The sequence below is a fragment of the Pseudomonas sp. HD6422 genome, from assembly GCF_025377065.1.
Classification (GTDB): Bacteria; Pseudomonadota; Gammaproteobacteria; order Pseudomonadales; family Pseudomonadaceae; genus Aquipseudomonas; species Aquipseudomonas putida_U.
In genome coordinates, this window is record NZ_JAHWIW010000019.1 from 78,071 (window position 1) to 101,976 (window position 23,906).

At 65.0% G+C, this 23,906-nt stretch carries 24 protein-coding genes and 1 pseudogene; 12 read left to right on the forward strand and 13 right to left on the reverse strand.

What is annotated here, in order from left to right; all coding sequences use genetic code 11:
* Position 1: 1 nt before the first annotated feature.
* Entirely contained in the window at positions 2 to 1,291 is a 1,290-nt protein-coding gene (locus KY379_RS15445) for a CitMHS family transporter (protein WP_261240698.1), read from the reverse strand.
* 102 nt (positions 1,292 to 1,393) lie between these two features.
* Here KY379_RS15445 and KY379_RS15450 point away from each other — a divergent pair, with 102 nt between their 5' ends.
* Complete coding sequence (locus KY379_RS15450) at positions 1,394 to 2,272, forward strand: LysR family transcriptional regulator (RefSeq protein ID WP_261240697.1); 879 nt, start codon at positions 1,394 to 1,396, stop codon at positions 2,270 to 2,272.
* Between the two features lie 103 nt (positions 2,273 to 2,375).
* A complete protein-coding gene (locus tag KY379_RS15455; protein WP_261240696.1) occupies positions 2,376 to 4,376 on the forward strand; it encodes a peptidase U32 family protein in 2,001 nt (666 codons plus the stop codon).
* 21 nt (positions 4,377 to 4,397) lie between these two features.
* On the opposite strand, the gene KY379_RS15460 is transcribed toward KY379_RS15455, so the two are convergent.
* Together KY379_RS15460 and KY379_RS15465 are read right to left on the reverse strand one after the other, a co-directional pair.
* Entirely contained in the window at positions 4,398 to 4,622 is a 225-nt protein-coding gene (locus KY379_RS15460) for a hypothetical protein (RefSeq protein ID WP_133323872.1), read from the reverse strand.
* Positions 4,603 to 5,592, reverse strand: a complete 990-nt coding sequence (locus tag KY379_RS15465) for a polyprenyl synthetase family protein (protein ID WP_133323871.1) — start codon at positions 5,590 to 5,592, stop codon at positions 4,603 to 4,605. The genes KY379_RS15460 and KY379_RS15465 overlap by 20 nt, the downstream gene beginning before the upstream one ends.
* A gap of 184 nt (positions 5,593 to 5,776) precedes the next feature.
* Between KY379_RS15465 and fni the strand changes: the two genes are divergently transcribed.
* From fni to KY379_RS15485, 4 genes and pseudogenes are all read left to right on the forward strand, one after another.
* Positions 5,777 to 6,823: a type 2 isopentenyl-diphosphate Delta-isomerase gene (gene fni / locus KY379_RS15470; RefSeq protein WP_261240693.1), complete on the forward strand. Its 1,047-nt coding sequence runs from the start codon at positions 5,777 to 5,779 to the stop codon at positions 6,821 to 6,823.
* Positions 6,820 to 7,986, forward strand: coding sequence for a lycopene beta-cyclase CrtY (gene crtY / locus KY379_RS15475; protein ID WP_261240691.1), 1,167 nt, complete (start codon positions 6,820 to 6,822; stop codon positions 7,984 to 7,986). Before fni ends, crtY begins: the two co-directional genes overlap by 4 nt.
* The gene (locus KY379_RS15480) at positions 7,983 to 9,473 is read left to right on the forward strand and encodes a phytoene desaturase (protein WP_133323868.1); all 1,491 of its coding nucleotides are present in this window, start codon (positions 7,983 to 7,985) and stop codon (positions 9,471 to 9,473) included. Before crtY ends, KY379_RS15480 begins: the two co-directional genes overlap by 4 nt.
* Positions 9,470 to 10,402: pseudogene (locus KY379_RS15485) on the forward strand (phytoene/squalene synthase family protein); the annotation flags it as partial. The gene KY379_RS15480 and the pseudogene KY379_RS15485, both read left to right, overlap by 4 nt.
* Here the strand turns inward: KY379_RS15485 and KY379_RS15490 are convergent.
* Positions 10,326 to 10,877: a sterol desaturase family protein gene (locus KY379_RS15490; protein WP_133323867.1), complete on the reverse strand. Its 552-nt coding sequence runs from the start codon at positions 10,875 to 10,877 to the stop codon at positions 10,326 to 10,328. The pseudogene KY379_RS15485 and the gene KY379_RS15490 sit on opposite strands and share 77 nt — an antisense overlap.
* 133 nt (positions 10,878 to 11,010) lie before the next feature.
* Between KY379_RS15490 and KY379_RS15495 the strand changes: the two genes are divergently transcribed.
* On the forward strand, positions 11,011 to 11,154 hold the full coding sequence (locus KY379_RS15495) for a hypothetical protein (RefSeq protein WP_165976020.1): 144 nt from the start codon (positions 11,011 to 11,013) through the stop codon (positions 11,152 to 11,154).
* Between the two features lie 82 nt (positions 11,155 to 11,236).
* Positions 11,237 to 12,151 (forward strand): LysR family transcriptional regulator, encoded by a 915-nt coding sequence (locus tag KY379_RS15500; RefSeq protein ID WP_261240690.1) that lies wholly within the window; start codon positions 11,237 to 11,239, stop codon positions 12,149 to 12,151.
* A 17-nt stretch (positions 12,152 to 12,168) separates the two neighbouring features.
* Here KY379_RS15500 and madM read toward each other — a convergent pair whose 3' ends face one another.
* The 9 genes from madM to mdcA are packed head-to-tail and all read right to left on the reverse strand — an operon-like array spanning position 12,169 to position 19,409.
* On the reverse strand, positions 12,169 to 12,933 hold the full coding sequence (gene madM / locus KY379_RS15505; protein WP_133323865.1) for a malonate transporter subunit MadM: 765 nt from the start codon (positions 12,931 to 12,933) through the stop codon (positions 12,169 to 12,171).
* 5 nt (positions 12,934 to 12,938) lie between these two features.
* Positions 12,939 to 13,340, reverse strand: a complete 402-nt coding sequence (madL, locus tag KY379_RS15510) for a malonate transporter subunit MadL (RefSeq protein ID WP_133323864.1) — start codon at positions 13,338 to 13,340, stop codon at positions 12,939 to 12,941.
* Positions 13,341 to 13,400: 60 nt separating this feature from the next.
* Entirely contained in the window at positions 13,401 to 14,321 is a 921-nt protein-coding gene (mdcH, locus tag KY379_RS15515) for a malonate decarboxylase subunit epsilon (protein ID WP_261240689.1), read from the reverse strand.
* Positions 14,318 to 14,935 carry a malonate decarboxylase holo-ACP synthase gene (locus tag KY379_RS15520; protein WP_261240688.1) on the reverse strand — a complete coding sequence of 206 codons (618 nt, stop codon included), beginning with the start codon at positions 14,933 to 14,935 and terminating at the stop codon, positions 14,318 to 14,320. Before KY379_RS15520 ends, mdcH begins: the two co-directional genes overlap by 4 nt.
* A 1-nt stretch (position 14,936) precedes the next feature.
* The gene (mdcE, locus tag KY379_RS15525) at positions 14,937 to 15,728 is read right to left on the reverse strand and encodes a biotin-independent malonate decarboxylase subunit gamma (protein WP_133323861.1); all 792 of its coding nucleotides are present in this window, start codon (positions 15,726 to 15,728) and stop codon (positions 14,937 to 14,939) included.
* The gene (locus KY379_RS15530) at positions 15,725 to 16,573 is read right to left on the reverse strand and encodes a biotin-independent malonate decarboxylase subunit beta (protein WP_133323860.1); all 849 of its coding nucleotides are present in this window, start codon (positions 16,571 to 16,573) and stop codon (positions 15,725 to 15,727) included. Before KY379_RS15530 ends, mdcE begins: the two co-directional genes overlap by 4 nt.
* A complete protein-coding gene (locus KY379_RS15535; protein ID WP_133323859.1) occupies positions 16,566 to 16,865 on the reverse strand; it encodes a malonate decarboxylase subunit delta in 300 nt (99 codons plus the stop codon). Before KY379_RS15535 ends, KY379_RS15530 begins: the two co-directional genes overlap by 8 nt.
* 1 nt (position 16,866) lies before the next feature.
* Positions 16,867 to 17,718, reverse strand: a complete 852-nt coding sequence (locus KY379_RS15540) for a triphosphoribosyl-dephospho-CoA synthase (protein WP_409977276.1) — start codon at positions 17,716 to 17,718, stop codon at positions 16,867 to 16,869.
* A 29-nt stretch (positions 17,719 to 17,747) separates the two neighbouring features.
* Positions 17,748 to 19,409, reverse strand: a complete 1,662-nt coding sequence (mdcA, locus tag KY379_RS15545; RefSeq protein WP_261240687.1) for a malonate decarboxylase subunit alpha — start codon at positions 19,407 to 19,409, stop codon at positions 17,748 to 17,750.
* 297 nt (positions 19,410 to 19,706) lie between these two features.
* Here mdcA and KY379_RS15550 point away from each other — a divergent pair, with 297 nt between their 5' ends.
* The 4 genes from KY379_RS15550 to KY379_RS15565 all read left to right on the forward strand — a co-directional run bounded on the left by KY379_RS15550 (position 19,707) and on the right by KY379_RS15565 (position 23,896).
* Entirely contained in the window at positions 19,707 to 20,777 is a 1,071-nt protein-coding gene (locus KY379_RS15550) for an enoyl-CoA hydratase/isomerase family protein (protein ID WP_261240686.1), read from the forward strand.
* Between the two features lie 15 nt (positions 20,778 to 20,792).
* Entirely contained in the window at positions 20,793 to 21,944 is a 1,152-nt protein-coding gene (locus tag KY379_RS15555) for an acyl-CoA dehydrogenase family protein (RefSeq protein WP_133323855.1), read from the forward strand.
* A gap of 551 nt (positions 21,945 to 22,495) precedes the next feature.
* Positions 22,496 to 23,581 (forward strand): 3-deoxy-7-phosphoheptulonate synthase, encoded by a 1,086-nt coding sequence (locus KY379_RS15560; protein ID WP_261240685.1) that lies wholly within the window; start codon positions 22,496 to 22,498, stop codon positions 23,579 to 23,581.
* Positions 23,582 to 23,614: 33 nt separating this feature from the next.
* Positions 23,615 to 23,896: a peptidylprolyl isomerase gene (locus KY379_RS15565; RefSeq protein WP_133323853.1), complete on the forward strand. Its 282-nt coding sequence runs from the start codon at positions 23,615 to 23,617 to the stop codon at positions 23,894 to 23,896.
* Positions 23,897 to 23,906 lie beyond the last annotated feature (10 nt).

A 23,906-nucleotide genomic window follows, 5' to 3' on the forward strand; every position in this document is an offset into this window, starting at 1 on the left:
TTCAGAATACTCCCAGTGCCAACGCGGTCAGAGTCATCAGCACCGACGCGGCAAACAGTAATGGCAGGGTGAACCGTTGGTGGTCGGCCAGCTCCAGCTTGCACAGGCCGACCAGCAGGAAGGTGGCCGGGGTCAGCGGGCTAACCGGGAACCCGGTGGTATGCACCCCAAGCAGCGAAGCCTGGGCCACCTGCACCGGGTCGACGCCAAGCGAACGGCCGACTTCGGCGATCACCGGCATCACGCCGAAGTAGAAGGAGTCAGGGTCGAACAGCAGGCTCAGTGGCATCGATACGAAACCCACCAGCGCGGGGATCAACTTCCCGTGCCCTGGTGGAATCTGCTGCACCGCCACCTCAGCCATGGCCTTGAGCATGCCGGTACCTTGCATGATGCCGGTGAACACGCCAGCGGCCAGGAGGATGCTGGCCATGGTCAGCGCGGTCTTGGCGTGGGCGTCGATGCGTTCGCGCTGATGATCGACGCGAGGATAGTTCAGGCACAGCGCAATCACGGTACCGAGCATGAACATCACCACCGGGTCGACCCAGCCGGCGATCATCACGGCCATGACCAATACCGTCAGCAACAGGTTCGGCCAGAACAGGCGCGGTCGGCGCAACGCCTGCTCCTCGGTGCTGAGGGCACGCTGCGGCGCGGCGACATCGCTGCCGCCACACAGGCCCAGGCGCTTTTCCTCCCGCCGGCCCAGCCACCAGGCACAGGCGAAGACGAACGCCAGGCCCACCAGTTGCACCGGAATGAGCGGCTGGAACAGGTCCGCCACCGGCACGTGCAGGGCCGCGGAAGAGCGCAGCACAGGTCCGGTCCACGGCAGGAAGTTGACTCCGGCAGCCATCGCTGCGACACAGGCCAGCACCCGTCGGTCGATACCCAGGCGGGTATACAACGGCAGCATCGCCGGCACCGTGACCAGAAAGGTCACCGCACCCGAACCGTCCAGGTGCACCAGCAACGCCAGCAACGCAGTGCCACAGACGATGCGCGTGGGCCGGGTGCCGACGGCGCGCAGGATGCGGTCAATGATCGGATCGAGCATGCCGGCATCGGTCATCACACCGAAGAACAGGATGGCGAAGATGAACATGCCCACTACCGGCGCGACATTCTTGATCCCGGTGAGGATGAAACCGCTGGTCTGCAGGCCGAAGCCGGCCAACAGGGCTGCAATGATGGGAAAGGCGATCAACGCCACCAACGGCGAGAGGCGTTTGCTCATCACCGCGACAAGCAGAGACAGAATGGTAATGACGCCATAGAGGGCGAGCATGGGCGACTCCAGCATGTGATTTTTGTTGTTGCCTGGAGTATCAGGAAGGGCCACGGCGCGTGTAAATTGCAATTTAAAGCCACTCACGTTCGAAAAAACAAAATGAAGAATGCCTTGCAGCACATCCGCGCCTTCATCACCGTGGTCCAACGCGGCAACTTCGCCCGCGCCGCCGACGACCTGCACCTGTCGCCGTCGGCACTGACCGTGCAGATCCGCCAGTTGGAAGGTTGGTTGGGGGTGGAACTGCTGGAGCGCAGCCCTCGCCATGTGGCATTGACCGCAGCCGGGCGCGAGGCGCTGCCGGCGATGGAGAAACTGCTGCTGGACCTGGGCAACATCGTCAGCGCCAGCCAAGGCCTGGCCGCCGTGCGTCGCGGCGTGGTCAGCGTGGCAGCCCTGCCCTCGCTGTGTGCCGGTGCCCTCCCCGAACGACTGGCCGTGTTCCATGAGCAATACCCAGGTATCGAAGTGCGCTTGCGCGATCTGGTGGCCGAGCGCATCACCGAGCGGGTGCGCGATGGCGACGTCGATTTTGGCCTGGGAGTACGGGCCAGGCTTGGCCATGGGCTGTCGTTCACACCGCTGCTGCACGACCGCCTGTGTCTGTTCGTACCTGCCGGGCATCCGCTGGTCAGCGGTGAGTTGGGCCTTGTCGACCTGCACGAGCAGCCAATGATCCTCACTGGCCGCGACAGCAGCGTGCGGGCGCAGATCGAGCAGGTGTTCCAGGCGCGTGGATTGACGTTACGAGTGGCCATGGAGGCCAACTACATGTCCACGGTCTTGGCGCTGGTGCGCAATGGCTTGGGTATCGCGTTGCTGCCGGAATCGGCGGATGACGGTGAGCGGCGTCTGGTCCGCCGGTATCTGCCCGAGCCTGGGCTGGAACGGGAACTGGGGGTGATCACCCGCAGCGAGAGCAGTCTGTCGCCGGCAGCGTTGCGCCTGGTCGAGTGCTTGAAGGGGATCAGCCTTTGATCTTCGGCACAGACCACACACCTCTTGGCAGGCAAAGATGCCACCAATCCATTTCACCGCTACAATGCCGCCCTAAACCGTGACCGCCCGAAACCATAACGATATGTCCCTTCCAAAGAATCACCTGGAACTGCTCAGCCCTGCCCGTGACGTGGCCATCGCCCGCGAGGCGATCCTGCACGGCGCTGATGCCATCTACATCGGCGGCCCGAGCTTCGGCGCACGCCATAACGCCTGTAACGAAGTCGGCGATATCGCCGAACTGGTCGAATTCGCCCACCGCTACCATGCGCGCGTGTTCACCACCATCAATACCATCCTCCACGACAACGAGCTCGAACCTGCGCGCAAGCTGATCCACCAGCTGTACGACGCCGGTGTCGACGCGTTGATCGTGCAGGACCTGGGCGTGATGGAACTGGACATCCCGCCGATCGAGTTGCATGCCAGCACCCAGACCGACATCCGTACCCTGGAGCGGGCGAAGTTCCTCGACCAGGCCGGTTTCTCCCAACTGGTGCTGGCCCGCGAGCTGAACCTGCAGCAGATCCGTGCCATCGCCGCCGAAACCGATGCCGCCATCGAGTTCTTCATCCATGGCGCCCTGTGCGTAGCCTTCTCCGGCCAGTGCAACATCTCCCACGCCCAGACCGGGCGCAGTGCCAACCGTGGCGACTGCTCCCAGGCTTGCCGCCTGCCGTACACCCTCAAGGACGACCAGGGCCGCGTCGTCGCCTTCGAGAAGCACCTGCTGTCGATGAAGGACAACAACCAGACCGCCAACCTGGCCGACCTGGTGGATGCCGGCGTGCGCTCGTTCAAGATCGAGGGTCGCTACAAGGACATGGGCTACGTGAAGAACATCACGGCCCACTACCGTCAGCAGCTCGACGCCATCCTCGAAGGCCGCCCGGAACTGGCCCGCGCTTCCAGCGGGCGTACCGAACACTTCTTCCTGCCCGACCCGGACAAGACGTTCCACCGCGGCAGTACCGACTATTTCGTCAGTGAGCGTAAGGTCGACATCGGCGCCTTCGACTCGCCGACCTTCACCGGCCTGCCGGTGGGCGTCGTCGAAAAAGTCGGCAAGCGCGACATGTTGGTGGTCACCGAAGTGCCGTTGACCAACGGCGACGGCCTCAATGTGCTGGTCAAGCGCGAAGTGGTCGGGTTCCGCGCCAACATCGCCGAGCCACGCGGTGAATTCGATGAGGACGGTCAAAAACGCTACCGCTACCGCGTCGAGCCCAACGAGATGCCCGAAGGGCTGCACAAGCTGCGTCCCAACCACCCGCTGTCACGTAATCTCGACCACAACTGGCAACAAGCCCTGCTGCGCACCTCGGCCGAACGCCGGGTCGGCGTGCAGTGGCAGGCGCGGTTGCGCGAGGAGCGTCTGACCCTGACCGCGACCAGCGAAGAAGGCGTCAGTGTCCAGCTGGCCCTGGACGGACCGTTCGGCGTGGCCAACAAGCCAGCCCAGGCCCTCGACCAACTGCGCGACCTGCTCGGTCAGCTGGGGACTACCCAGTACCACGCCAGCGCCATCGAACTCGATGCTCCGCAAGCGTTCTTCATTCCCAATTCGCAGCTCAAGGCTTTGCGCCGCGAAGCTATCGAGGCACTCACCGAGGCGCGGGTCAAGGCTCACCCGCGCGGTGGGCGAAAGGCCGAAACCACGCCACCTCCGGTGTACCCGGAATCGCACTTGTCGTTCCTCGCCAACGTGTACAACCAGAAGGCGCGTGACTTCTATCACCGCCACGGTGTGCAACTGATCGACGCGGCCTACGAGGCCCATGAAGAGCACGGCGAGGTGCCGGTGATGATCACCAAGCACTGCCTGCGCTTCTCGTTCAACCTCTGCCCCAAGCAGGCCAAAGGCGTCACCGGCGTACGCACCAAGGTCGCCCCCATGCAGCTAATCCAGGGCGACGAGGTACTGACCCTGAAGTTCGACTGCAAGCCGTGTGAAATGCACGTGATCGGCAAGATGAAGAGTCACATCATCGACCTGCCGACACCCGGCAGTGCGGTGGCGCAGGTGGTCGGTCACATCAGTCCTGAAGACCTGCTCAAGACCATTCCCCGCGCGCCCCATTGATCGACGAGGTGGCAAGGCCGGTCATCGACTGGCCTTGCCCTCCACGTCGCGCAAGCGTTTTTCGATGGCCTCGGTCTGTTCTTCGACCTCCTGGGTCGAGGTGGGGGTGATCACCTTGTCCACTGCCTCGGTATCAGGATCCGGGCGTTCCAGTACGGGCTTGGGCGCACGTTCACCCTGCTGCGCCTGCTCCGATGACACCACGTGGGGGACTTTGTCAGCGGGTTTACGGTCGTCGTGTTCCATGCTCGGCTCCTTCATGCGAGGGTTGTTGTTCAGAAGAACCCAACGGGCCGTGAAAGTTTGATTGCGACGACCCGGTGCAAGTGAACACGCTACGCAACATCAGAACGATCTTTCGCTCCCCGAGCGAGGCTTCGGCCAGGTAATGCTCGGCATTGGCCAGGTGGACAGCCAATCGGTCGCGGACCGCCTCCTCGCCGCACAGGGCCAGTAAGGTGGACTTGCCGTGATCCTTGTCAGGATCCTTGCCGGTACCTGCGTCGCGGTCTCGCAGGTCGTCATACAGTTGGAAGGCTTGGCCAAGCTCGCCGGCGAAGCGCTGCAGCGATGCCTGCAGCGCAGCGGTGGCATCGGCCAGGTGTCCTGCCATGGCCAGGATCGCGCCGAACAACGCACCGGTCTTCAACTGGTTGGTCTCGACGATCTGCTCGGCGCTGCGCGGCAGGATGCCGTCACGCAAGTCCTGCAACTGGCCCTTGACCAGCCCCTGGCTACCGATCGCGTCGGCCAAGGTCGCGACCAGATCGGCACGCACCTGGGGCGAGACACCCTCGAGCCTGGCCACCAGGGCGAATGCACGGGACAGCAAGGCGATCGCCGCCAGCAGCGCCACATCCTCGCCGAACGCCAAGTGCAAGGTGGCCCGGCCTCGACGCAAGGTGGCGTCGTCCATGCAGGGCAGATCATCGAGCACCAACGATGCCGCATGGACCATCTCTATCGCACAACCAACGTCCAGTGCGGCCTTGGGGCAGGCGCCCAGCCCTTCTGCTGCCAGGACCAGCAGCAACGGGCGCAGGCGCTTGCCTGGCGCCAGGGTGCAATCACGCATGGCAGCGGCCACCAGGTCGCGCTCGCTACCGGCGGCGGGCAACAACGCCTCGAGGCGGGCTTCGATGGCGCCCTGCAGGTGGATCAGCGAATCAAGCGAGCCGGTCTCGGCGGCCTGGGGCGAGTGGGCGATGGTGGTCATCCTTGCCTCATTGGTTGCGCGGCACCCGGTGCACAGGTCGAAGGAACGAACCGACAGTTGCCGTTGCCTCACATGCTGTGCCGTTTTGGGCTTAGCTATACAAATCGGGCTGCGTTGTACAACCCCCCTGTCTTTTGCACAGACCTCACGCGCCCTCGGATGATTCCCTGGCAATGGAGCGGGCATGAAGAAAAGCTTGCTGAGTCAACGCAAGGACGACCACCTGGACATCGTGCTGGCCCCCGGACAAGCTGCCTCCGCCGTCGACCCGGGCTGGTCGGCCATTCGCTTCGAGCACTGCGCGCTGCCGGAGATGGCCCTGGACGAGATCGACCTGGGCACCTCGCTGCTGGGCATTTCCCTGCGTGCGCCGTTGTTGATCAGTTCGATGACCGGCGGTGCGCAGCGCGCCGAGCACATCAATCATCACTTGGCGGAAGCGGCCCAAGCGCTAGGCATCGCTATGGGGGTAGGCTCGCAGCGAGTGAGCCTGCAAGGGGGCCCGGCCACGGGCCTGACCCCTGCTCTACGACGGCTTGCTCCCAGCATTCCATTGCTCGCCAACCTTGGCGCGGCGCAACTGCGCGAGGTCGATGGCCTGGATCTGGCGCGCAGGGCCGTCGACAGCCTGCAAGCCAATGCCTTGATCATCCACCTGAACCCGCTGCAGGAGGCGGTCCAGCCCGAGGGCGACCGCGATTGGCGGGGCGTGCTGGACAGGATCGAGGCACTCACCCGCGTCCTGGACGTACCGGTGATCGCCAAGGAAGTGGGTGCCGGCGTCTCGCCTACGGTGGCCCGGGCGCTGGTCGATGCCGGCGTACAGATCATCGACGTGGCCGGTGCTGGCGGTACCAGCTGGGCAGCGGTCGAGGCCCAGCGCGCCAGCAGCGCCGCCGATCGCGCCGTGGCCCTGGCCTTTCGCGATTGGGGCATTCCGACCGCGCAATGCCTGTTGGGTGTGCGCAGGGCGTTACCGGAGGTCGGCCTGATCGCTTCGGGAGGTGTCAGTGACGGCCTGGAAGCCGCCAAGGCCATTCGTTTGGGCGCCGATCTGGTCGGCCAGGCGGCTGGAGTGCTCGAGGCAGCACTGACCTCCACCGAGGCCGTCATCGAACACTTCGACGTGGTCTTGCGTCAATTGCGTATTGCCTGCTTTTGCACCGGCTCGCGCAATCTCGCGCAACTGCGCCGGGCGCGCTTACTCGGACCCGGGCCGCAACCGGCATGAAGCATGACCTGATCCTGGTCGGCGGCGGCCTGGCCAACGGCCTGATCGCCTGGCGTTTGCGCCAGGCGCGTCCGGAGCTCGATCTGGTGTGCCTGGAACAGGCGCCGCGGATCGGCGGCAACCATACCTGGTCGTTCCACGATACCGACCTCACCCCAGCTCAGCAGCACTGGTTGGCACCGCTAGTGGTCAAGCGTTGGCCGGCCTACCACGTGCACTTCCCGAACCTGTCGCGTCGTGTCGCCAGCGGTTATGCCAGCATCACCAGCGAGCATTTCGCCGAGCGCCTCGAGCTCGCCCTGGGGCCGGCGCTACGCACCCACTGTGCGGTTAGCCAGGTCAGCGCACAGCAGGTGACGCTGGAAGGCGGCGAGCGCCTGCAGGCCCGCGTGGTGATCGATGGCCGTGGCGCCCAGGCCAGTCCGCACCGGGTGCTGGGCCAGCAGGCATTTCTCGGCCAGGTGTTGCGCATGATGCGGCCTCACGGCCTGAGCGCACCGATCCTCATGGACGCCCGCGTGTACCAGGGCCAAGGCTATCGCTTCGTTTACGTGCTGCCGTTGAGCGCCGATACGTTGTTGATCGAAGACACCCACTACGTCGATGGGCAACCTCCCGAGCCTGAACAGTTGCGCGGGCATATCGCCGAATATGCCTGCCAGCACGGCTGGCAGGTGCACGCATGCATACGTGAAGAGCACGGCGTCCTGCCCATCACCCTGGCCGAGGATTTTCCTGCCTGGTGGGCCGCGCAGGGAGGCCAGCCCTTGGCTGGCCTGCGCGCCGGTCTGTTCCATTGCACCACCGGTTACTCGCTGCCCGAAGCGGTCTGCCTGGCCGATTGGCTCGCCCAGCAGCCGCTGTCTGACGCCGACGGTCTGGCAGACCAGCTGGGCCGTTATCTGCACCGACGCTGGCGAGATCAGAGCTTCTATCGATTGCTCAACCGCATGTTGTTCCTGGCTGGACGCCCCGACGACCGCTGGCGAGTGATGGAGCGTTTTCATCGCCTGCCCGAACCGTTGATCGGCCGTTTCTACGCCGGCCACAGCCATTGGCGTGACCGCCTGCGCATCCTCGTCGGCAAACCACCCGTCCCGGTGGCCGAGGCGTTGAGGGCCGCACTGCGCCATTCCCCTCAATCGTTCAAGGAGCCTGCATGACTCAAGGAAAATCAGCCGTGGTGGTGGGCGCAGGGATCGGCGGGCTGGCCTTGGCCATACGACTCCAGGCCAGCGGTATCCACACCACCTTGCTGGAGCGACGCGATCGGCCAGGAGGCCGCGCCTACGTGTACCACGACCAAGGCTTCACGTTCGACGCGGGGCCTACGGTGATCACCGATCCCACGGCCATCGAGGCGCTGTTCACCCTCGCTGGCAAACCCATGGGCGAATACCTCGAACTGTTGCCCGTGAACCCGTTCTATCGCTTGTGCTGGGAGGATGGCACGACGTTCGACTACAGCAACGACCAAGAGCAGCTGGAGCGCCAGATCCATGCCTTGGACGCTGCCGATGTAGAAGGCTACCGGCGTTTTCTGGCGTACTCGCGATCGGTGCTCGATGAGGGCTACCTGAAGCTCGGCGCGGTGCCGTTCCTGTCGTTTCGCAGCATGCTCCAGGCCGGCCCGCAACTGGCCCGTCTGCAGGCCTGGCGTAGCGTTTATGCCATGGTGTCGCGCTTCGTGCGCAGCGAACGGTTGCGCCAAGTGTTGTCGTTTCATGCGTTGCTGGTCGGCGGCAACCCGTTCGCGACCTCGTCGATCTACACACTCATCCACGCACTGGAACGGCAATGGGGCGTATGGTTCGCCAAGGGCGGCACGGGCGCCCTGGTCAACGGCCTGGCGCAGTTGTTTCGCGACCTGGGCGGGACTTTGGAGCTCAACGCCGAGGTCGCCGCCTTCGACACCCACGGCCAGCGCCTGACCGGAGTGCGCAGCCGGGATGGGCGGCATTGGCAGGCCGATGCCGTGGCCTCCAATGCCGACGTGGTGCACACCTATACGGAACTCCTGGGCCAGCATCGACGAGGCGCTCAGGAAGGCCGCCGGTTGCTGGGCAAGCGCTTCAGCAACTCGTTGTTCGTGGTGCATTTCGGCCTTCGCCGTGCCCAGCCGCAGCTGCGCCACCACACTGTGTGCTTCGGCCCACGTTACCAGGCGCTGGTCGAGGAGATCTTCAACGGACCCGCGCTGCCGACGGACTTCTCATTGTATCTGCACGCACCCTGCGCCACCGACCCGAGCCTGGCGCCGCCCGGCTGTTCGAGCCACTATGTGCTGGCACCGGTGCCGCACCTGGGCAACGCTCCGATCGACTGGGCGAGCGAAGGGCCCCGATATCGCGATCGCATCTTCGCCTACCTGGAGCGTCACTACATACCGGGTCTGCGCGACGACCTGGTGACCTGCCGCACCTTCACCCCGCTGGATTTCCGCGAACAGCTCAACGCCCATCTGGGTTCGGCCTTTTCGCTGGAGCCTTTGCTGACCCAGAGCGCGTGGTTCCGTCCGCACAATCGCGACGCCCACCTGCACAACCTGTATCTGGTCGGGGCCGGTACCCACCCCGGTGCCGGCGTACCTGGGGTGATCGCATCGGCCAAGGCCACCGCTGGGCTGATGCTGGAGGACCTGTCACGATGAGCGAACAACGATCCGACCCGCTGCTGCGGCATGCCGAACACAGCATCGCGGTAGGCTCCAAGAGCTTCGCCGCAGCCGCCCGGCTGTTCGATCCGGCGACCCGGCGCAGCGCCATGTTGCTGTATGCCTGGTGCCGCCACTGCGATGATGTGATCGATGGCCAGCAGGCCGGCCATGATGCCCTGCCCCTGCCCGCGGAGCAGGCCCGCCGGCGCCTTGCCGACTTGCAAAGGCAGACCCGCGAGATCTACGCCGGGTTGCCCGCCCAGACGCCCGCGTTCGCAGCACTGGGTGATGTTGCCCAGCGCCACGGCATCCCGCCCGACGAAGCCTTCGACCTGCTCGAAGGCTTTGCCCAGGATGTCGCGGGTCAGCGCTACGCGCGCCCGCAGGACGTCCTGGGTTACTGCTACCACGTCGCCGGCGTGGTGGGCCTGATGATGGCGCGGGTGATGGGCGTGCGCGATCCGGCTGTGCTGGACCGGGCATGCGATCTGGGCCTGGCCATGCAACTGACCAACATCGCCCGCGACATCGTCGAAGACGCCCGCGTCGGGCGTTGTTACCTGCCCCAGGCTTGGCTGGATGAGTTCGAGGTGCCGGCCTGGGGCCTGGCCGAGCCGCGCTACCGGCCAGCCGTGGCGGCCATGGCCGAGCGTTTGCTGGCAGAGGCCGAACCTTACTACCGCAGCGCGCAGGCGGGGCTCGCTGCCCTGCCCTGGCGCTCGGCCTGGGCAGTGGCAACGGCAGCGCTGGTATATCGACGGATCGGAATCAAGGTGCAGGCCGCCGGCGTCAATGCCTGGGATGGGCGCTTGGCGACTTCGCGCAGGGAAAAGCTCGGCGCGATTCTCAGCGGTCTGTGGCGCTCGCTGACGCGTCGGCTGTGCCGTGCCCAGGCTCGGGACGGGCGACTCTGGCAGCGTCCTGGCGGGATAGCGGCCCGTCATGGCGCGCGCGCAACTGACGGCGTAAGCGCTCGATAGGCGGGGCATACAGGAACCCGAACGATACGCAGCCGTCACGGCCTTGTACCGCATGGTGCATCAGGTGAGCCTGGTACAACCGCTTGAGGTAACCGCTGCGGGGCACCCAACGCAGCGGCCAGCGCCGATGCACCAGGCCATCATGGGCGATGAAGTACAGCGCGCCATATCCCGTCATGCCCGCGCCGATCCACTGCAAAGGAAACAGCCCGGCGCTGCCCAGGGCGATCAGGGCAATGGCCAGCACCGCGAACACCACCGCGAACAGATCGTTTTTCTCGAATGCACCATGGCGTGGTTGGTGGTGAGAGCGATGCCAACCCCACCCCACCCCATGCATGACGTACTTGTGCACCAGGTAGGCGACGACCTCCATGGCAACCAAGGTGGTGAAAAAGCTGATCGCGCTGATAAGCATGGCAAGATTCCGTTTTGCGCCGTTGCTGCAATGGAGTGTCTGCGTGGCTCGACGTTCCCCCGTTCGGCGAATCCGACTGAACAGTCCTGGGGCGACCGCTGCCTACCGCACGACATCAACCAGGAGACCTGCCATGACCCACCCCAATCACCCCGATCCCTATGTCGACGAGATACCCCATGACCCCGGTGAGCCAGTGCCTACGCCTGAGCCTGAACAGGAGGCGCCTGATTGGCCGGAGGGGCAAGTGCCGCCGGAGGAACAATCCGATGGTTGAGCGACAAGCGCCTCGGCGAAGGCCCGCCCCGGGCAGTGACCTTCTGTGGCATGATCGGGGCAATCCTACCTGAGCCTTCGGCATGCTGATCGACGAAGAACTGACCCTGAAGAAACTGGAAACCTTTCTCGCCTTCATGCGCAGCGGCAACCTGGGCCGGGCCGCTGCCGAGCTTTCGACCAGCGCGGTCAGCGTACACCGGGCGATCCATTCCCTGGAAAGTGCCCTGCGTTGTCCCTTGTTCAAGCATGAAGGCCGCCAGTTGATCCCTTTGGAAAGCGCCTACGTACTGGAGAAAAAGGCCCGGCAATTGATCCAGGATGCCGAGCAGCTGGTACGTCAGACTCGCGAGGCAGCAGGGTTCTATGCAGAGCGTTTTCGTCTCGGCGCCCTCTACTCGCTGACCGTCAAGACCGTCCCGAAGTTGGTCATGGGCTTGAAGCTGCGCCGCAGCGAGCTCAACATCGATCTCAACCTGGGCTCGAACGTCGATTTGCTGCAGCGCCTGAAGAACCATGAACTCGAGGCGATCCTGGTATCGCTGGACGACAGCATCAACGACCCGACCTGTGCGCAGTTGCCGCTGTTCTCCGACGATATCTTTCTGGCCGTACCCATCGATTCCCCCTTCGCCGAGCAGGCCGAGGTCGACCTGGCCGACCTGGCCGACTCGACCTTCATCACCCTGACCCAAGGCTTCGCCACTCACCGTGACGGTGCGCGGGTGTTCCAGCAGGCCGGTTTCGAACCGAAGGTGGCGATGCAGGTCAACGACATCTTCACCCTCCTCAGCATGGTCAGCTCTGGCGTCGGCTTCGCCCTGCTGCCAGGGCGCATCGCCGCCGTGTATGAAAACCGCGTGCGGTTGATCCTGCTGCAGCCGCGCTACCGGCTGCAGCAGCATATCGGCGTGGTGTTTCTCAAGGCCCGCGAGCGCGAGCCGAACCTGTTGGCGTTACTGGCCGAATGCCGGATGTACAGCGCCGCCCTGACCTGAGGCCAGGCAGCACTGCCTTACAGCGCAATGGCGCGCATGATGAAAAACAGCAGAGACGGCCCGAGCAGGCAACCCAGCGCAGTGTAGAACGCAGCGGTCAGGCAACCGTAGGGCACCAGCTTCGGATCGGTCGCGGCCAGGCCGCCGGCGACGCCGCTGGAAGTGCCCATCAAACCACCGAAGATCACCGCCGTGCGCGGGTTGTTGAGACCGATCATGGGTGCCACGAAGGGGGTCACCACCATCACCAGGATCGCCTTGACCAGGCCTGCGGCAATCGACAGGGCCATGACTTCGGAGCTGGCACCGATCGCCGCGCCGGTCACCGGGCCAACGATATAGGTCACCGCGCCAGCACCGATGGTGGTCAGGCTCACCGCATCGGTATAACCGAATGCCATGGCCACGCCGACACCCGCCACGAACGAAACGGCGATACCGAAGAACAGCGAAATGACGCCAGATACCCCAGCGCGCTTGAGTTCGTCGATGTTGACGCCGAAGGCCGTGGCGACGATCGCGAAATCACGCAACATCGCCCCGCCCAGCAAGCCAACACCAGAGAGCAACGGGATGTCCACCAACCCTTTATGCCCACCGGTCATCACACCGCCGAAATAAGACAGCACCAGCCCCAGGAAGATGGCGATCGCCGAGCCGTGCAGACGGCCGTGGGTGAGTTTCGCGCTCAACCAGTAGGACAACCACATGGTCACGCCGATGACGGCGAAGCCGCTGATCAGACCGTAACCGTTGATCACTTTAATCATGGATTCGTACATGGCGGTCACCGTTGCGGCGTGGTCAGGGATTTGTCGGTTACCGCCTCAGGCTTCTTTTGCCCAAGGCGATCGAGCAGCGGCACCATGGCGAAGCTCGCCAAGACCGCCACGGTCCCTGCCAGAATGGCCATGGGCCCGCCAGACAGCGCACCGAGCACGTTCTGCTGTGCCGCCATGGCCACCACGATCGGGATATAGATGGCGCTCCAGAACTCCACACCCTGTTCGGCTTTACCGGTGAACAAGCCACGTTTGCTGAGGTAGCTGCCGAGGAAGATGAGCAGGAGCATGGCGATACCGACACCGCCGACGTTGGCCGGGATGCCCAGGAGCTTGCCCAGGAGCTCACCGATGAACAGGCCGAAAAGCGTACACAAGGCCAGGAAGGCCACACCGTAGATAATCATTGTTATTGTCCTCGCGTTGGGTCGAAGTTGCTTGTTGTTGTCCTTCGAAAAACACGGCAGTTATTGGCGCCGGCTCACCTCCTGACGCAGCAAGGCGTCGACGGTATCGGGCAAGGTCATTTCCAGGGCCAGGCAGCGGCCCTGTTCGAACACCGGTCGTGCCAAGCCACTGAGTACGCTGCCGGGGGGCATTTCCAGATGCAGGCGCACGCCACGCTCATAGGCGTTGCGCAACGTAGCACGCCAATCGACGACCCGCGCCATGTTGCCGGCCAGATCGTCGCGCAGGCGTTGTGGATCGAAGATCGGCCGTGCGCTGCTGCCACTGAGATACGTGATGCGCGGGCGACGCACGGTGACGCTGGCGAAGGCAGCAGCCAGTTCGGCGGCCGGGCCGTCGAGCAGCCTGCAGTGCGACGGCACGCTCACCGCCAGGCGACGGGCCATACCCTGACCTCGGTGGCGAGCACGCGCTGCCACTTCGGCCATGGCGGCGTCGGCACCGGCGATCACGATCTGGTTTTCGCTGTTGAGGTTGGCAACGAAGACTTCGCCGCCAACCTCGGCCAGCAACTGTTCGACGCAGCCTAGGTCCAGGCCGTTCAAGGCGGTCATGCCATAGCCCTGCGGGTAGGCGCGCTGCATCAGCTCGCCGCGCAGCGCCACCAGGCGCACGGCATCGGTGAAATCCAAGGCCTCGGCCACCACCGCCGCCGGATAGGCACCGATGGACAAACCAGCCACATAGTCCGGGGCCGGGCTGCGCTGGATCAACTCGCCAGCCCAGGCCACTCCGGCGAGCAGCAGGCACAGCTGCACGGCACGGGTGGACTGCAAGGCCTGTTCGCTGTCCAACTCCAGCACCTGTTCGCCGAGCACGTCGCTGGCAGCTTCGAGCAAGGGCCGAGCCCCGGCAGGCAGGCGATGCAACATGCCTGCCTGCTGGGCGCCCTGGCCAGGAAAGGCGAACAGACTGCTCATGCCGCGTCCTCGCAGGCTCGCCACGGATCGGCCAGCAAGCGCGCACCGTGGGCCGACTTGAGCAAAACCCGCGAAGCACCGCTGGCCCATTCACGCAAGGCAATGGCGCCAGCCGGCGTTTCCAGTTGAACATCGATGCGACAGGGGCCGCGATCGAGAATATCCAGCAGGTCACGCGCCATGCTTCGCGCCACGAAACGTGGCGTACGCAGTACCAGGTCGAGATCACTGTCCAGGTGCAGGACCTGTTGACCGGTGGCCAGGTAATAGCCCACGCCGCCGGTCGGCCCCCAGCCCAGGCCAGTCGCATCGAGTACCGGCGTTGCGCTGGCCAGGGCCCGGAGTGCCGGCCAGGGGCTTTCCTCGCCTTGCCAGCGCAACGCCTCCGGGCCTGACTGGCACTGTATATCCATCAGCCGCATGACGACGCCCAGGCGCTGATCGCGCCCCTGCCCGCGCACGCCCACCGCCACCAGGCCCGCCGCGCACAATGCTCGGCGCACGACCACTGGCTGCCCGCTAGCCACCACCTGCCTCGCCCACTCTGGGCTGTCCTCAGGCAAATCTGCCGGGGTCATGCCCCAGAGCAGGTCGTGCGGGCGTGGCGCATTCATCTCACGCCTCCTGCCACTGCTGGCGCAGACGGGCCCGGACCTCGCGAGAGGCGCGGCGGTTCTCGCCGTCCAGGCGCGAGGTCAGGTCGGTGGAGGCGCCGATATCGCGGACCGCCTCAGCCAGGCAGGCGCGCACTTGGGCGATGTCTGCCGGGGTCGGCGACTCGGCGTCCTGGACGCTCAAGCGGCGCCACAACAGCCCCAGCGAGGCATAGCTGTCCAGGTCGTAGGCCATCGGCGCAATCTCGGCGGCAAGGGCTTCGAGTTGTTCGACGCTGCGCAAGGTGATGCGCGCTGCCGCCGCCTTGCCCATGGCGTGCACCAGCACACCGCTGTCATCCAGGGCGATCAGCCGCTGCGCCTGGTAGCCATGGGCGAGAAACGCACCCGACATCGCCTTGCCTACCAGCAGACCGATCACCGGGTGCCCGGCCAGCCGCGCCTGGGCATAGGCCTCGACCGCGCCGGCCAGTGCCTGGTGGATCCCCAACGCTTCTTCGCGACGGCCGTAGGCCTGGCTGGGCACATCGATGACGGCGACGATGGCGCGTTTTTCGCCATGCCGATCCGCCGCCACGGCCTCGTTCACCGCCTTGGCCAGGCCCCAGCCCTCGAGCAATCCGACCTCGCCGGCGCGAGCCCGGGGAAAGGGGTTGTCGGCATCGGGCACCACCGCGATGAAGCGTGCCAGACGATTGTCCAGTTCCGCGTCGACCACCCGCAGCGAAGCGGGATAGCCAGGCAGGCTTTCGCCGCCAGCCAGGCCAGGGAGCCAATTGAGGGCACGGTTCATCGGGCATCTCCTTGATAGAGGGCACGCACGTCGGCGCCGTCGAGTTGGGCGACGTCGCTGCCTAGGCTGGACAAGCGTTCGAGGTACCAGTCAGGACGGCTGGCGCGGGCAGCGCTGGGCGCCTGCAACAGCTGCAGCACCTGCTCGCGCACAGCAGTCAGGTCGTCGGACACGTAGGCATCGGCCAAGCCACTGGCATGACGCTGCTCGCCGCCGGTCAGGCTCCAGATGAATGGACGGTCCTTGGCATCGTACTCGTCGATGCCCGCCTCCTGTTCGATGACCTGCGGGCCATTGAGCCCCAGGCGCGCTTCGCGGGTGACCAACAGGTGACTGCACAGCCCGGCGGCGATGGACATGCCACCGAAACAGCCGACCGAACCTGCGATCAACCCGATCACCGGCTGGTGGCCACGCAACTGGACGATCGCCGCCTGGATCTCGGCGATCGCCGCCAGGCCAAGGTTGGCTTCCTGCAGGCGCACACCACCGGTTTCCAGGAGCAGCACGGCGCAGGTAGGGATGCCGTTACGGTTGTCCTCGATGGCCAGCTCAAGGGCAGCGGCGATCTTGGCGCCGCCCACCTCGCCCATACTGCCCCCCTGAAAACCACCTTCGATTGCAGCCACTACTGCGTTGCGCCCGGCCAGGCGCCCCTTGGCGATGACCACGCCGTCATCGGCCTGGGGCACGATGCCTTGGCGTGGCAGCCAGGGCGACATTAGTCGGTCGAACGGACCGAGCAACTCGCGGAACGTGTCCGGATCGAGCAAGGCCTGGGCACGCTGGCGCGCGCCGAGCTCGACGAAGCTGCGGCTTTGCAGCAGACGTTCGGAATCAGTCATGGGTGATCTCCTCGAATCCTTGTTCCAGGCGTAAGCGCACCACGCCCGGAGTGGCGCCGAAGTCGTGGATATCGATCTTCACGGCCGGCAAACTGCGGCCTTCGAACAGGCGCTGGAACAACTGCGTCCAACGGGCAGCGCTGCCGTTGACCGAAGTCACCACCTGAATGTCCAGGCTGCCGGGATTGCCCGGCTCGATCAGCACTTCGAGGTCGCCGGAACTGACGCAACCGACCAGGGTGCGGCCACGTCCGGGTTCGGCGGCGGGGTATTTGAAGGTCAGGGTTTCCATGTCACAGGCTCCCGGCTTTGTCGAGGAACAGGCAGGCGGCCAGCAGGTCGGCAGCGCCCCCCGGAGAAGCGTTGAGTTGCAGCAACTGGGCGTCCAGCACGCGCAGCAGACGACGGCCCGCCAGCGTGGCACTGCCACCTGCGCCGAGCACATTGCGCGCGCCCTGCTGCACGGCTTGCAAACCATCGGCACCGGCCCGCCAGAGCACGCAGGTGTCGCTAAGGGCGGCCATGATCGCGAGCAAGGCATCGAGCCGTGCATGGTTTTCGCTGGCGCCATTGGCGCGGCTGCGATGCAGTTGCACCAAGCCGTGGTCGATGACCGCAGGAAACCCCTGCTGGGCCTGCTCGCGGGCGCCGCCGGCGCCATAACGCTGGCGGACCTGGCTACCATGGCTGTCGCCAGCGCTGACGTATGGGTCGGCGATCAGGGCGATTCGCCCTGCCCGCGCGGCCAGCGCCTGGGGATCGGCCTCGCTGTCCAGGGCACGGGCCGCCACCAGCAGGCCGAGCGCCCAGATCGCACCCCGATGGGTGTTGACCCCGCCGGTGGTCGCCAGCATCGCCGCTTCGCCTTCCCTGCCGATACGGCCCAGCGCGGCGCGCAGCGGCACGCCGATCGTAGCGTGGGCCTGGGCGGCTTCGGCCATTGCCCGCAGGCAGGGCCACAGTGCCAAGGCCGAGGCGTGCATCATGCTCAGGCTCATGTCGGCATGGGCGCCGCTGCCGCGCCGGTCGACCAGGCCCGGTTTGGGCGACAGATCGGCCTCGTCGATGAGGGCTTCGACTGCCAGGTCGGCCAGATGGTCGGCCAAGGCCACGTCGCTGTTCTGGGCTGACCGCTTCGCGTGCATGCCCGTTGCCACAAGGTTGAGTGCCATCATCACCAGCTCCTGAAGCGCGCAGGCGGGTTGTAGAGACCGCCGGACCATCCGACCAGATCGGCGATGCTACGCGCGGCCAGGAGCTCACGGCTGGCATCGGTGCGGCGGATGCCGAGGTCTTCTGGCAGCGCCACTAGCCCTTGCTGGCGCAGGCGCAAAGTGTCCTTGGGGTCGTGCCGCAAGCCGATGGCGGTGACGCCGGCGACAGCGGCGATCATCTGCCGGCGCTCTTCGAGGGTGCGGGCCTTGTACAGGTAGGCAATGCCTTCTTCGGTCAGCAGGTGGGTGACGTCATCGCCGTAGATCATCACCGGTGCCAGAGGCATGCCCGCCTGCTTCGCCACGCCAACTGCGTCGAGGGTCTCGACGAAGGTGGGCTTGCCGCCTTCCTGGTAGGTTTCGACCATTTGCACGACCAGCTTGCGACCGCGCTCGAGCATCGTGTCGGGTACCGTCATGTCCAACCAGGCTGGCGTCGCATGGCGGCGGCCACGGGGGTCATGGCCCATGTTCGGGGCGCCGCCGAAGCCAGCCAGACGTCCGCGGGTCACCGTGGAAGAATGGCCATCGCCATCGACCTGCAAGGTCGCGCCGATGAACAGGTCGACCGCGTACTGCCCGGCCAACTGGCACATCATGCGGTTGGAGCGCATTGAGCCGTCGCGACCGGTGAAGAACACGTCTGGACGCTGGGCGATGTAGTCCTCCATGCCCAGTTCGGTGCCAAAGCAGTGCACGCTTTCGACCCAACCGGTTTCGATGGCGGGAATGAGCGTCGGGTGCGGATTGAGGGTCCAGTTGCGGCAGATCTTGCCTTTGAGCCCCAGTGACTCGCCGTAGGTCGGCAGGATCAGTTCGATGGCCGCGGTGTTGAAGCCGATTCCGTGGTTGAGCGACTGCACCTGGTGTTTCTCATAGATCCCGCGGATCGCCATCATCGCCATCAGCACGTGCACCGGCTTGATGTGGCGCGGGTCTCGGGTGAACAACGGCTCGATGTAGAACGGCTGGTCGGCCACCACCACGAAATCGACCCAAGACGCCGGGATGTCCACCCGTGGCAGGTCATCCACGCGGTCTACCAGTTGGTTGACCTGGGCGATGACGATGCCGTCGCTGAACGCCGCGGGCTCCACCAGCGCCGGCGTGTCCTCGGTGCTTGGGCCGGTGTAGAGGTTGCCATCGCGGTCGGCCATGAAGCCGGCGACCAGGGTGACGTTGGGAATCAGATCCACCAGCAGGCGCGAATACAGTTCGATATAGGTGTGGATGGCGCCTACTTCGAGCAGGCCATCTTCGAGCAACTGGCCGATGCGCAGGCTCTGGGGACCAGCGAAGGAGAAGTCGAGCTTGCGGGCGATGCCCCGCTCGAAGAGGTCGAGGTGTTCGGCCCGGCTCACGCTGGGCATGATCATGTGCAGATCGTGCAGACGCTCCGGGTCAGCCTTGGCCAGCGAGCGGGATAGAAAATCGGCCTGTTTCTGGTTGTTGCCTTCCAGCACCACGCGGTCGCCGGGCGCGATGAGCAACTGCAGAGCCTCGACGATGCGCTCGGTCGGCAGTACCACGCCGTCGGCGAGGTGGCTGACCTGGTCCAGGCGGCGCTGCTTTTCGGCGCGTCGCCGCGACCATTGCGGCGGTGGATTCTTGGTTGTAGTCATTGGTGACTCCACGGTTTCGCTGTCGTGGACGCACCTTAGGCCGCTGCCGATGGGGGATCAATCAAGGTGGACGGCGGTTCGTTACGCTCAGGGTAAAGGATCCCGTTGCGGCGCTTCTCCATCGCTATACATAGGGACCACTGCAGAAACTTGCTATTGTCAGCAGGAGATAAAAATGCACGATGCCCCTGCACTTTTATCCATTGTGCCAGGCAATTACGCATGCCAGGATCCCAACATCCTCCAGCGCACCCCAGACGTTACGTGGAAAACCAATAAAAAAGCAGGGAGAACGCGATGACCGCGCACGCTCACATCTCGGCAACGGATCATGTACTGGCCGAGGTACGTAACCAGATTGGCCACCTCACGCTCAATCGTCCCTCCGGCCTCAACGCCTTGACGCTCGACATGGTTCGCAGCTTGCGCCAGCACTTGGACCAATGGGCCGTGGACCCGCAGGTACACGCCGTGGTCCTGCGTGGCGAAGGCCCCAAAGGCTTCTGCGCCGGCGGCGATATCCGCTCGCTGCACGACAGCTTCAAGGCCGGCGACAGCCTGCACGAGACCTTCTTCGTCGAAGAGTACGCCCTCGACCTGTGCATCCACCACTACCGCAAGCCGGTGCTGGTGCTGATGGACGGCTTCACCCTGGGCGGCGGCATGGGCCTGGCCCAGGGCTGCGACCTGCGTATCGTCACCGAGCGCAGCCGCCTGGCCATGCCGGAGGTCGGTATAGGCTATTTCCCGGATGTCGGCGGCAGCTATTTCCTCTCGCGTATCCCCGGTGAATTGGGCACCTACCTTGGGGTCAGCGGTAGTCAGATCCAAGCAGCCGATGCCCTGTACTGCGGACTGGCCGACTGGTACCTGCCAAGCGACAAGCTTACCGCCTTCGACCAGGGCTTGGAGCGCCTGGAGCTGGGCGATCATCCGCTCAAAGCCCTGCAGCAACTACTGGCTCGCCTGGGTTCGCAGACCTTGCCCAATGCGCCCCTGGAGGCGCTGCGTCCAGTCATCGATCACTTCTTCGCCCTGCCCGACGTGCCTTCGATCGTCGAGCAACTACGCACCGTGACCGTCGGCGACAGCCATGCCTGGGCCCTGGCCACTGCCGACTTGCTGGAAAGCCGCTCGCCGCTGGCCATGGCGGTAACCCTGGAAATGCTTCGTCGCGGCCGCCACCAGCCCCTCGAAGCCTGTTTCGCCATGGAGCTGCACCTGGACCGCCAGTGGTTCCAGCACGGCGACATCATCGAAGGCGTGCGCGCACTGATCGTCGACAAGGACAAGCAACCCCGCTGGAACCCGCCAACCCTGGCTGGCCTGGACCGCCATCGGGTGGACCAATTCTTCGAAGGCCTGTGAGCCGGGAGTACACAGATGCAAGACCTGGAACTGAGCGAAGAGCAGATCATGATCCGCGACATGGCCCGGGACTTCGCCCGTGGCGAGATCGCCCCCCATGCCCAGGCCTGGGAAAAGGCCGGCTGGATCGATGACGGCGTGGTGCGCAAGATGGGCGAACTGGGCCTGCTGGGCATGGTGGTGCCGGAAGACTTCGGCGGCAGCTACACCGACTATGTCGCCTATGCCCTGGCGGTCGAGGAAATCTCCGCCGGCTGCGGCGCCACTGGGGCAATGATGAGCATCCACAACTCGGTAGGCTGCGGCCCCCTGTTGGCCTACGGCAGCCCCGAGCAGCAAGAAGCCTGGCTGCCCCGCCTGGCCAGCGGCGAGGTGATCGGCTGTTTTTGCCTGACCGAGCCCCAGGCCGGCTCCGAAGCCCACAACCTGCGCACCCGCGCCGAATTGGTCGATGGCCATTGGGTGATCAATGGGGCCAAGCAATTCGTCAGCAACGCACGCCGGGCGGGCTTGGCCATCGTCTTCGCGGTGACCGACCCGGAGCTGGGCAAGAAGGGACTTTCGGCCTTCCTGGTGCCGACCGACAACCCAGGTTTCAAGGTTGATCGCAGCGAACACAAGATGGGCATCCGCGCTTCCGACACCTGCGCGGTGACCCTCGATGACTGCCGCATTCCCGCAGCCAACCTCCTCGGTGAGCGCGGCAAGGGCCTGGCCATCGCCCTGTCCAACCTCGAAGGCGGGCGCATCGGTATCGCCGCCCAGGCGCTGGGCATCGCCCGGGCGGCATTCGAAGCGGCACTGGCCTACTCGCGTGACCGTATCCAGTTCGGCAAACCCATCAACGAGCATCAGAGCGTCGCCAACCTGCTGGCCGACATGCAGGTCCAGGTCAACGCCGCACGCCTGTTGATCTTGCATGCGGCGCGCCTGCGCAGCGCAGGCAAGGCGTGTCTGTCCGAAGCGTCGCAGGCCAAACTGTTCGCCTCGGAAATGGCCGAGCGGGTGTGCTCGATGGCGATCCAGGTGCATGGCGGTTATGGCTACCTGGAGGATTACCCGGTCGAGCGCTATTACCGCGATGCACGCATCACCCAGATCTACGAAGGCTCGAGCGAGATCCAGCGCATGCTGATTGCCCGGGAACTCAAGCACTATCCGTTGTGAAAAAGCTGCAGATAATCACGCCGATAGGATTTAACCATTGAACAGCCTGGGCTGCCTGCAGTAAGCTCAGGCCCATTCACTGGAGAGCAACATGTCGAACCTCACCTGCAACTCTGCCAACCACACCGGTCGCCCGCAGCGCCGCGTGCTGGCCGTTGCCGGTCGTAAGGCTCCCGTGAGCTTTTATTTTGGGTATTGGTTTAGCCACTAGGCGCCGCTGATACCCACACGGCGCCCACCTTCGAGGGGCCGCCGAACATGAGAATACTCAAACCCCCGGTCGGCTCCCCGACCGGGGGTTTTGCTTTTCCAGGCCTTCACAAACACCGATTCTCACCGAGGACAGATTCATGAACTACGCCACCTATTACTACGCAAGCACCTTCGCCTGGCGATTTAGCCAATCCCGCTCGGGCCAGCCTGCCGCCTCCGATCGGTCCGTCTCCGGTGGCAATGCTGCAGACAACACGCAATCAACGATCAGTCGAACACCTCGATAGGGCCGACCGAGCGGGACCGAACCCGCCGTCCGCCCAGGGAATCCAAACGCCATGCAAGCTTCCAACCTCGCCGTGCCCCTGACCCCAGCGCAAGCTGCCAATACCACCGTCAGCCAGCGTCTGCCCAGCCCACACCTGCTCAAACAGCAGATGCCGCTTTCCAACGAGCTCGCCCAGCAAGTGCAAACGCAGCGCCTGGCCATCCGCGCGATCCTCGAAGGCCGCGACCCGCGCCTGCTTGTGGTGGTTGGCCCCTGTTCTCTGCACGACCCGCGCTCAGCCCTCGAATACGCCGACCGCCTGGCCGCGCTCAGCCGTGAACTCGACGACCAACTGCTGCTGGTGATGCGCGCCTATGTCGAGAAGCCACGCACCACAGTGGGCTGGAAAGGCCTGGCCTATGACCCGCACCTGGACGGCAGCGACGACATGCACGCGGGCCTGACGCTGTCGCGGGGGCTCATGCTCAACATGATCGAGCGTGGCTTGCCGGTGGCGACCGAGCTGCTGCAACCGATGGCAGCGGGATACTTCGACGACCTGCTGGGCTGGGCGGCGATCGGTGCCCGCACCACCGAATCGCAGGTCCACCGCGAGATGGTCAGCGGCCTGGAGCTGCCGGTCGGCTTCAAGAACGGCACCGACGGCGGCGTCGGCATTGCCTGCGATGCCATGCGCAGCGCTGCCCACCCCCACCGGCATTTCGGCATGGATGCCCAAGGCCACCCGGCGATCATCGAGACGCTGGGCAACCCCGATACCCATCTGGTACTGCGCGGCGGCCACACAGGCCCCAACTACGATGCAGCGAGCATCGCCCAGGCACGCCAGGGCCTGGCCAAGGCCGGGCTGGATACGCGGATCATGGTCGATTGCAGCCACGCCAACAGCGGCAAGGACCCTGCGCGCCAACCTGCGGTGTTCGAGGACGTGCTCGGTCAGCGCCTGGCCGGTGACCGTTCGATCGTCGGGGTGATGCTCGAAGGTCACCTGTTCGACGGTTGCCAGACACTGGGCAAAGGCCCGCTCAAATACGGCGTTTCGGTGACCGATGGCTGCCTGGGCTGGGCGTCCACCGAAGCCTTGTTGCGCGGCGCAGCCTCCAGGCTGGAGACAGCGGGCGCGCAAGTGCGCTAGGCTTGACCCTTTAAACCCAAGGAGTAGTACCCCATGGCACGCGCAACCGCCCGTCACATCCTCGTTGCCACCGAAGACAAGTGCAACGAACTCAAGGCCGAGATCGAGGCCGGTGCCGACTTCGCACAAGTCGCCAAAGAAAACTCCACCTGCCCGTCCAGCCGCCAGGGCGGTGACCTGGGTTCGTTCGGCCCGGGCCAGATGGTCAAGGAGTTCGACACCGTGGTCTTCAGTGCGCCGGTCAACACCGTGCAGGGCCCGGTCAAGACCCAGTTCGGCTACCACCTGCTGGAAGTGACCAGCCGTCAGGACTAAGTCACGACCG

Bases quoted from the DNA above. Each gene is read 5' to 3' on its own strand.
- fni (WP_261240693.1), top strand. From the start codon at position 5,777: ATGAAGAAAAGCTTGCTGAGTCAACGCAAGGACGACCACCTGGACATC.
- KY379_RS15460 (WP_133323872.1), bottom strand. From the start codon at position 4,622: ATGGAACACGACGACCGTAAACCCGCTGACAAAGTCCCCCACGTGGTG.
- madM (WP_133323865.1), bottom strand. From the start codon at position 12,933: ATGTACGAATCCATGATTAAAGTGATCAACGGTTACGGTCTGATCAGC.
- KY379_RS15500 (WP_261240690.1), top strand. From the start codon at position 11,237: ATGCTGATCGACGAAGAACTGACCCTGAAGAAACTGGAAACCTTTCTC.
- KY379_RS15535 (WP_133323859.1), bottom strand. From the start codon at position 16,865: ATGGAAACCCTGACCTTCAAATACCCCGCCGCCGAACCCGGACGTGGC.
- mdcH (WP_261240689.1), bottom strand. From the start codon at position 14,321: ATGAGCAGTCTGTTCGCCTTTCCTGGCCAGGGCGCCCAGCAGGCAGGC.
- KY379_RS15445 (WP_261240698.1), bottom strand. From the start codon at position 1,291: ATGCTCGCCCTCTATGGCGTCATTACCATTCTGTCTCTGCTTGTCGCG.
- KY379_RS15465 (WP_133323871.1), bottom strand. From the start codon at position 5,592: ATGACCACCATCGCCCACTCGCCCCAGGCCGCCGAGACCGGCTCGCTT.
- KY379_RS15555 (WP_133323855.1), top strand. From the start codon at position 20,793: ATGCAAGACCTGGAACTGAGCGAAGAGCAGATCATGATCCGCGACATG.
- KY379_RS15530 (WP_133323860.1), bottom strand. From the start codon at position 16,573: ATGACTGATTCCGAACGTCTGCTGCAAAGCCGCAGCTTCGTCGAGCTC.
- mdcE (WP_133323861.1), bottom strand. From the start codon at position 15,728: ATGAACCGTGCCCTCAATTGGCTCCCTGGCCTGGCTGGCGGCGAAAGC.
- KY379_RS15455 (WP_261240696.1), top strand. From the start codon at position 2,376: ATGTCCCTTCCAAAGAATCACCTGGAACTGCTCAGCCCTGCCCGTGAC.
- KY379_RS15540 (WP_409977276.1), bottom strand. From the start codon at position 17,718: ATGCACGCGAAGCGGTCAGCCCAGAACAGCGACGTGGCCTTGGCCGAC.
- KY379_RS15495 (WP_165976020.1), top strand. From the start codon at position 11,011: ATGACCCACCCCAATCACCCCGATCCCTATGTCGACGAGATACCCCAT.
- KY379_RS15480 (WP_133323868.1), top strand. From the start codon at position 7,983: ATGACTCAAGGAAAATCAGCCGTGGTGGTGGGCGCAGGGATCGGCGGG.
- KY379_RS15450 (WP_261240697.1), top strand. From the start codon at position 1,394: ATGAAGAATGCCTTGCAGCACATCCGCGCCTTCATCACCGTGGTCCAA.
- mdcA (WP_261240687.1), bottom strand. From the start codon at position 19,409: ATGACTACAACCAAGAATCCACCGCCGCAATGGTCGCGGCGACGCGCC.
- crtY (WP_261240691.1), top strand. From the start codon at position 6,820: ATGAAGCATGACCTGATCCTGGTCGGCGGCGGCCTGGCCAACGGCCTG.
- KY379_RS15550 (WP_261240686.1), top strand. From the start codon at position 19,707: ATGACCGCGCACGCTCACATCTCGGCAACGGATCATGTACTGGCCGAG.
- KY379_RS15490 (WP_133323867.1), bottom strand. From the start codon at position 10,877: ATGCTTATCAGCGCGATCAGCTTTTTCACCACCTTGGTTGCCATGGAG.
- KY379_RS15565 (WP_133323853.1), top strand. From the start codon at position 23,615: ATGGCACGCGCAACCGCCCGTCACATCCTCGTTGCCACCGAAGACAAG.
- KY379_RS15560 (WP_261240685.1), top strand. From the start codon at position 22,496: ATGCAAGCTTCCAACCTCGCCGTGCCCCTGACCCCAGCGCAAGCTGCC.
- KY379_RS15520 (WP_261240688.1), bottom strand. From the start codon at position 14,935: ATGAATGCGCCACGCCCGCACGACCTGCTCTGGGGCATGACCCCGGCA.
- madL (WP_133323864.1), bottom strand. From the start codon at position 13,340: ATGATTATCTACGGTGTGGCCTTCCTGGCCTTGTGTACGCTTTTCGGC.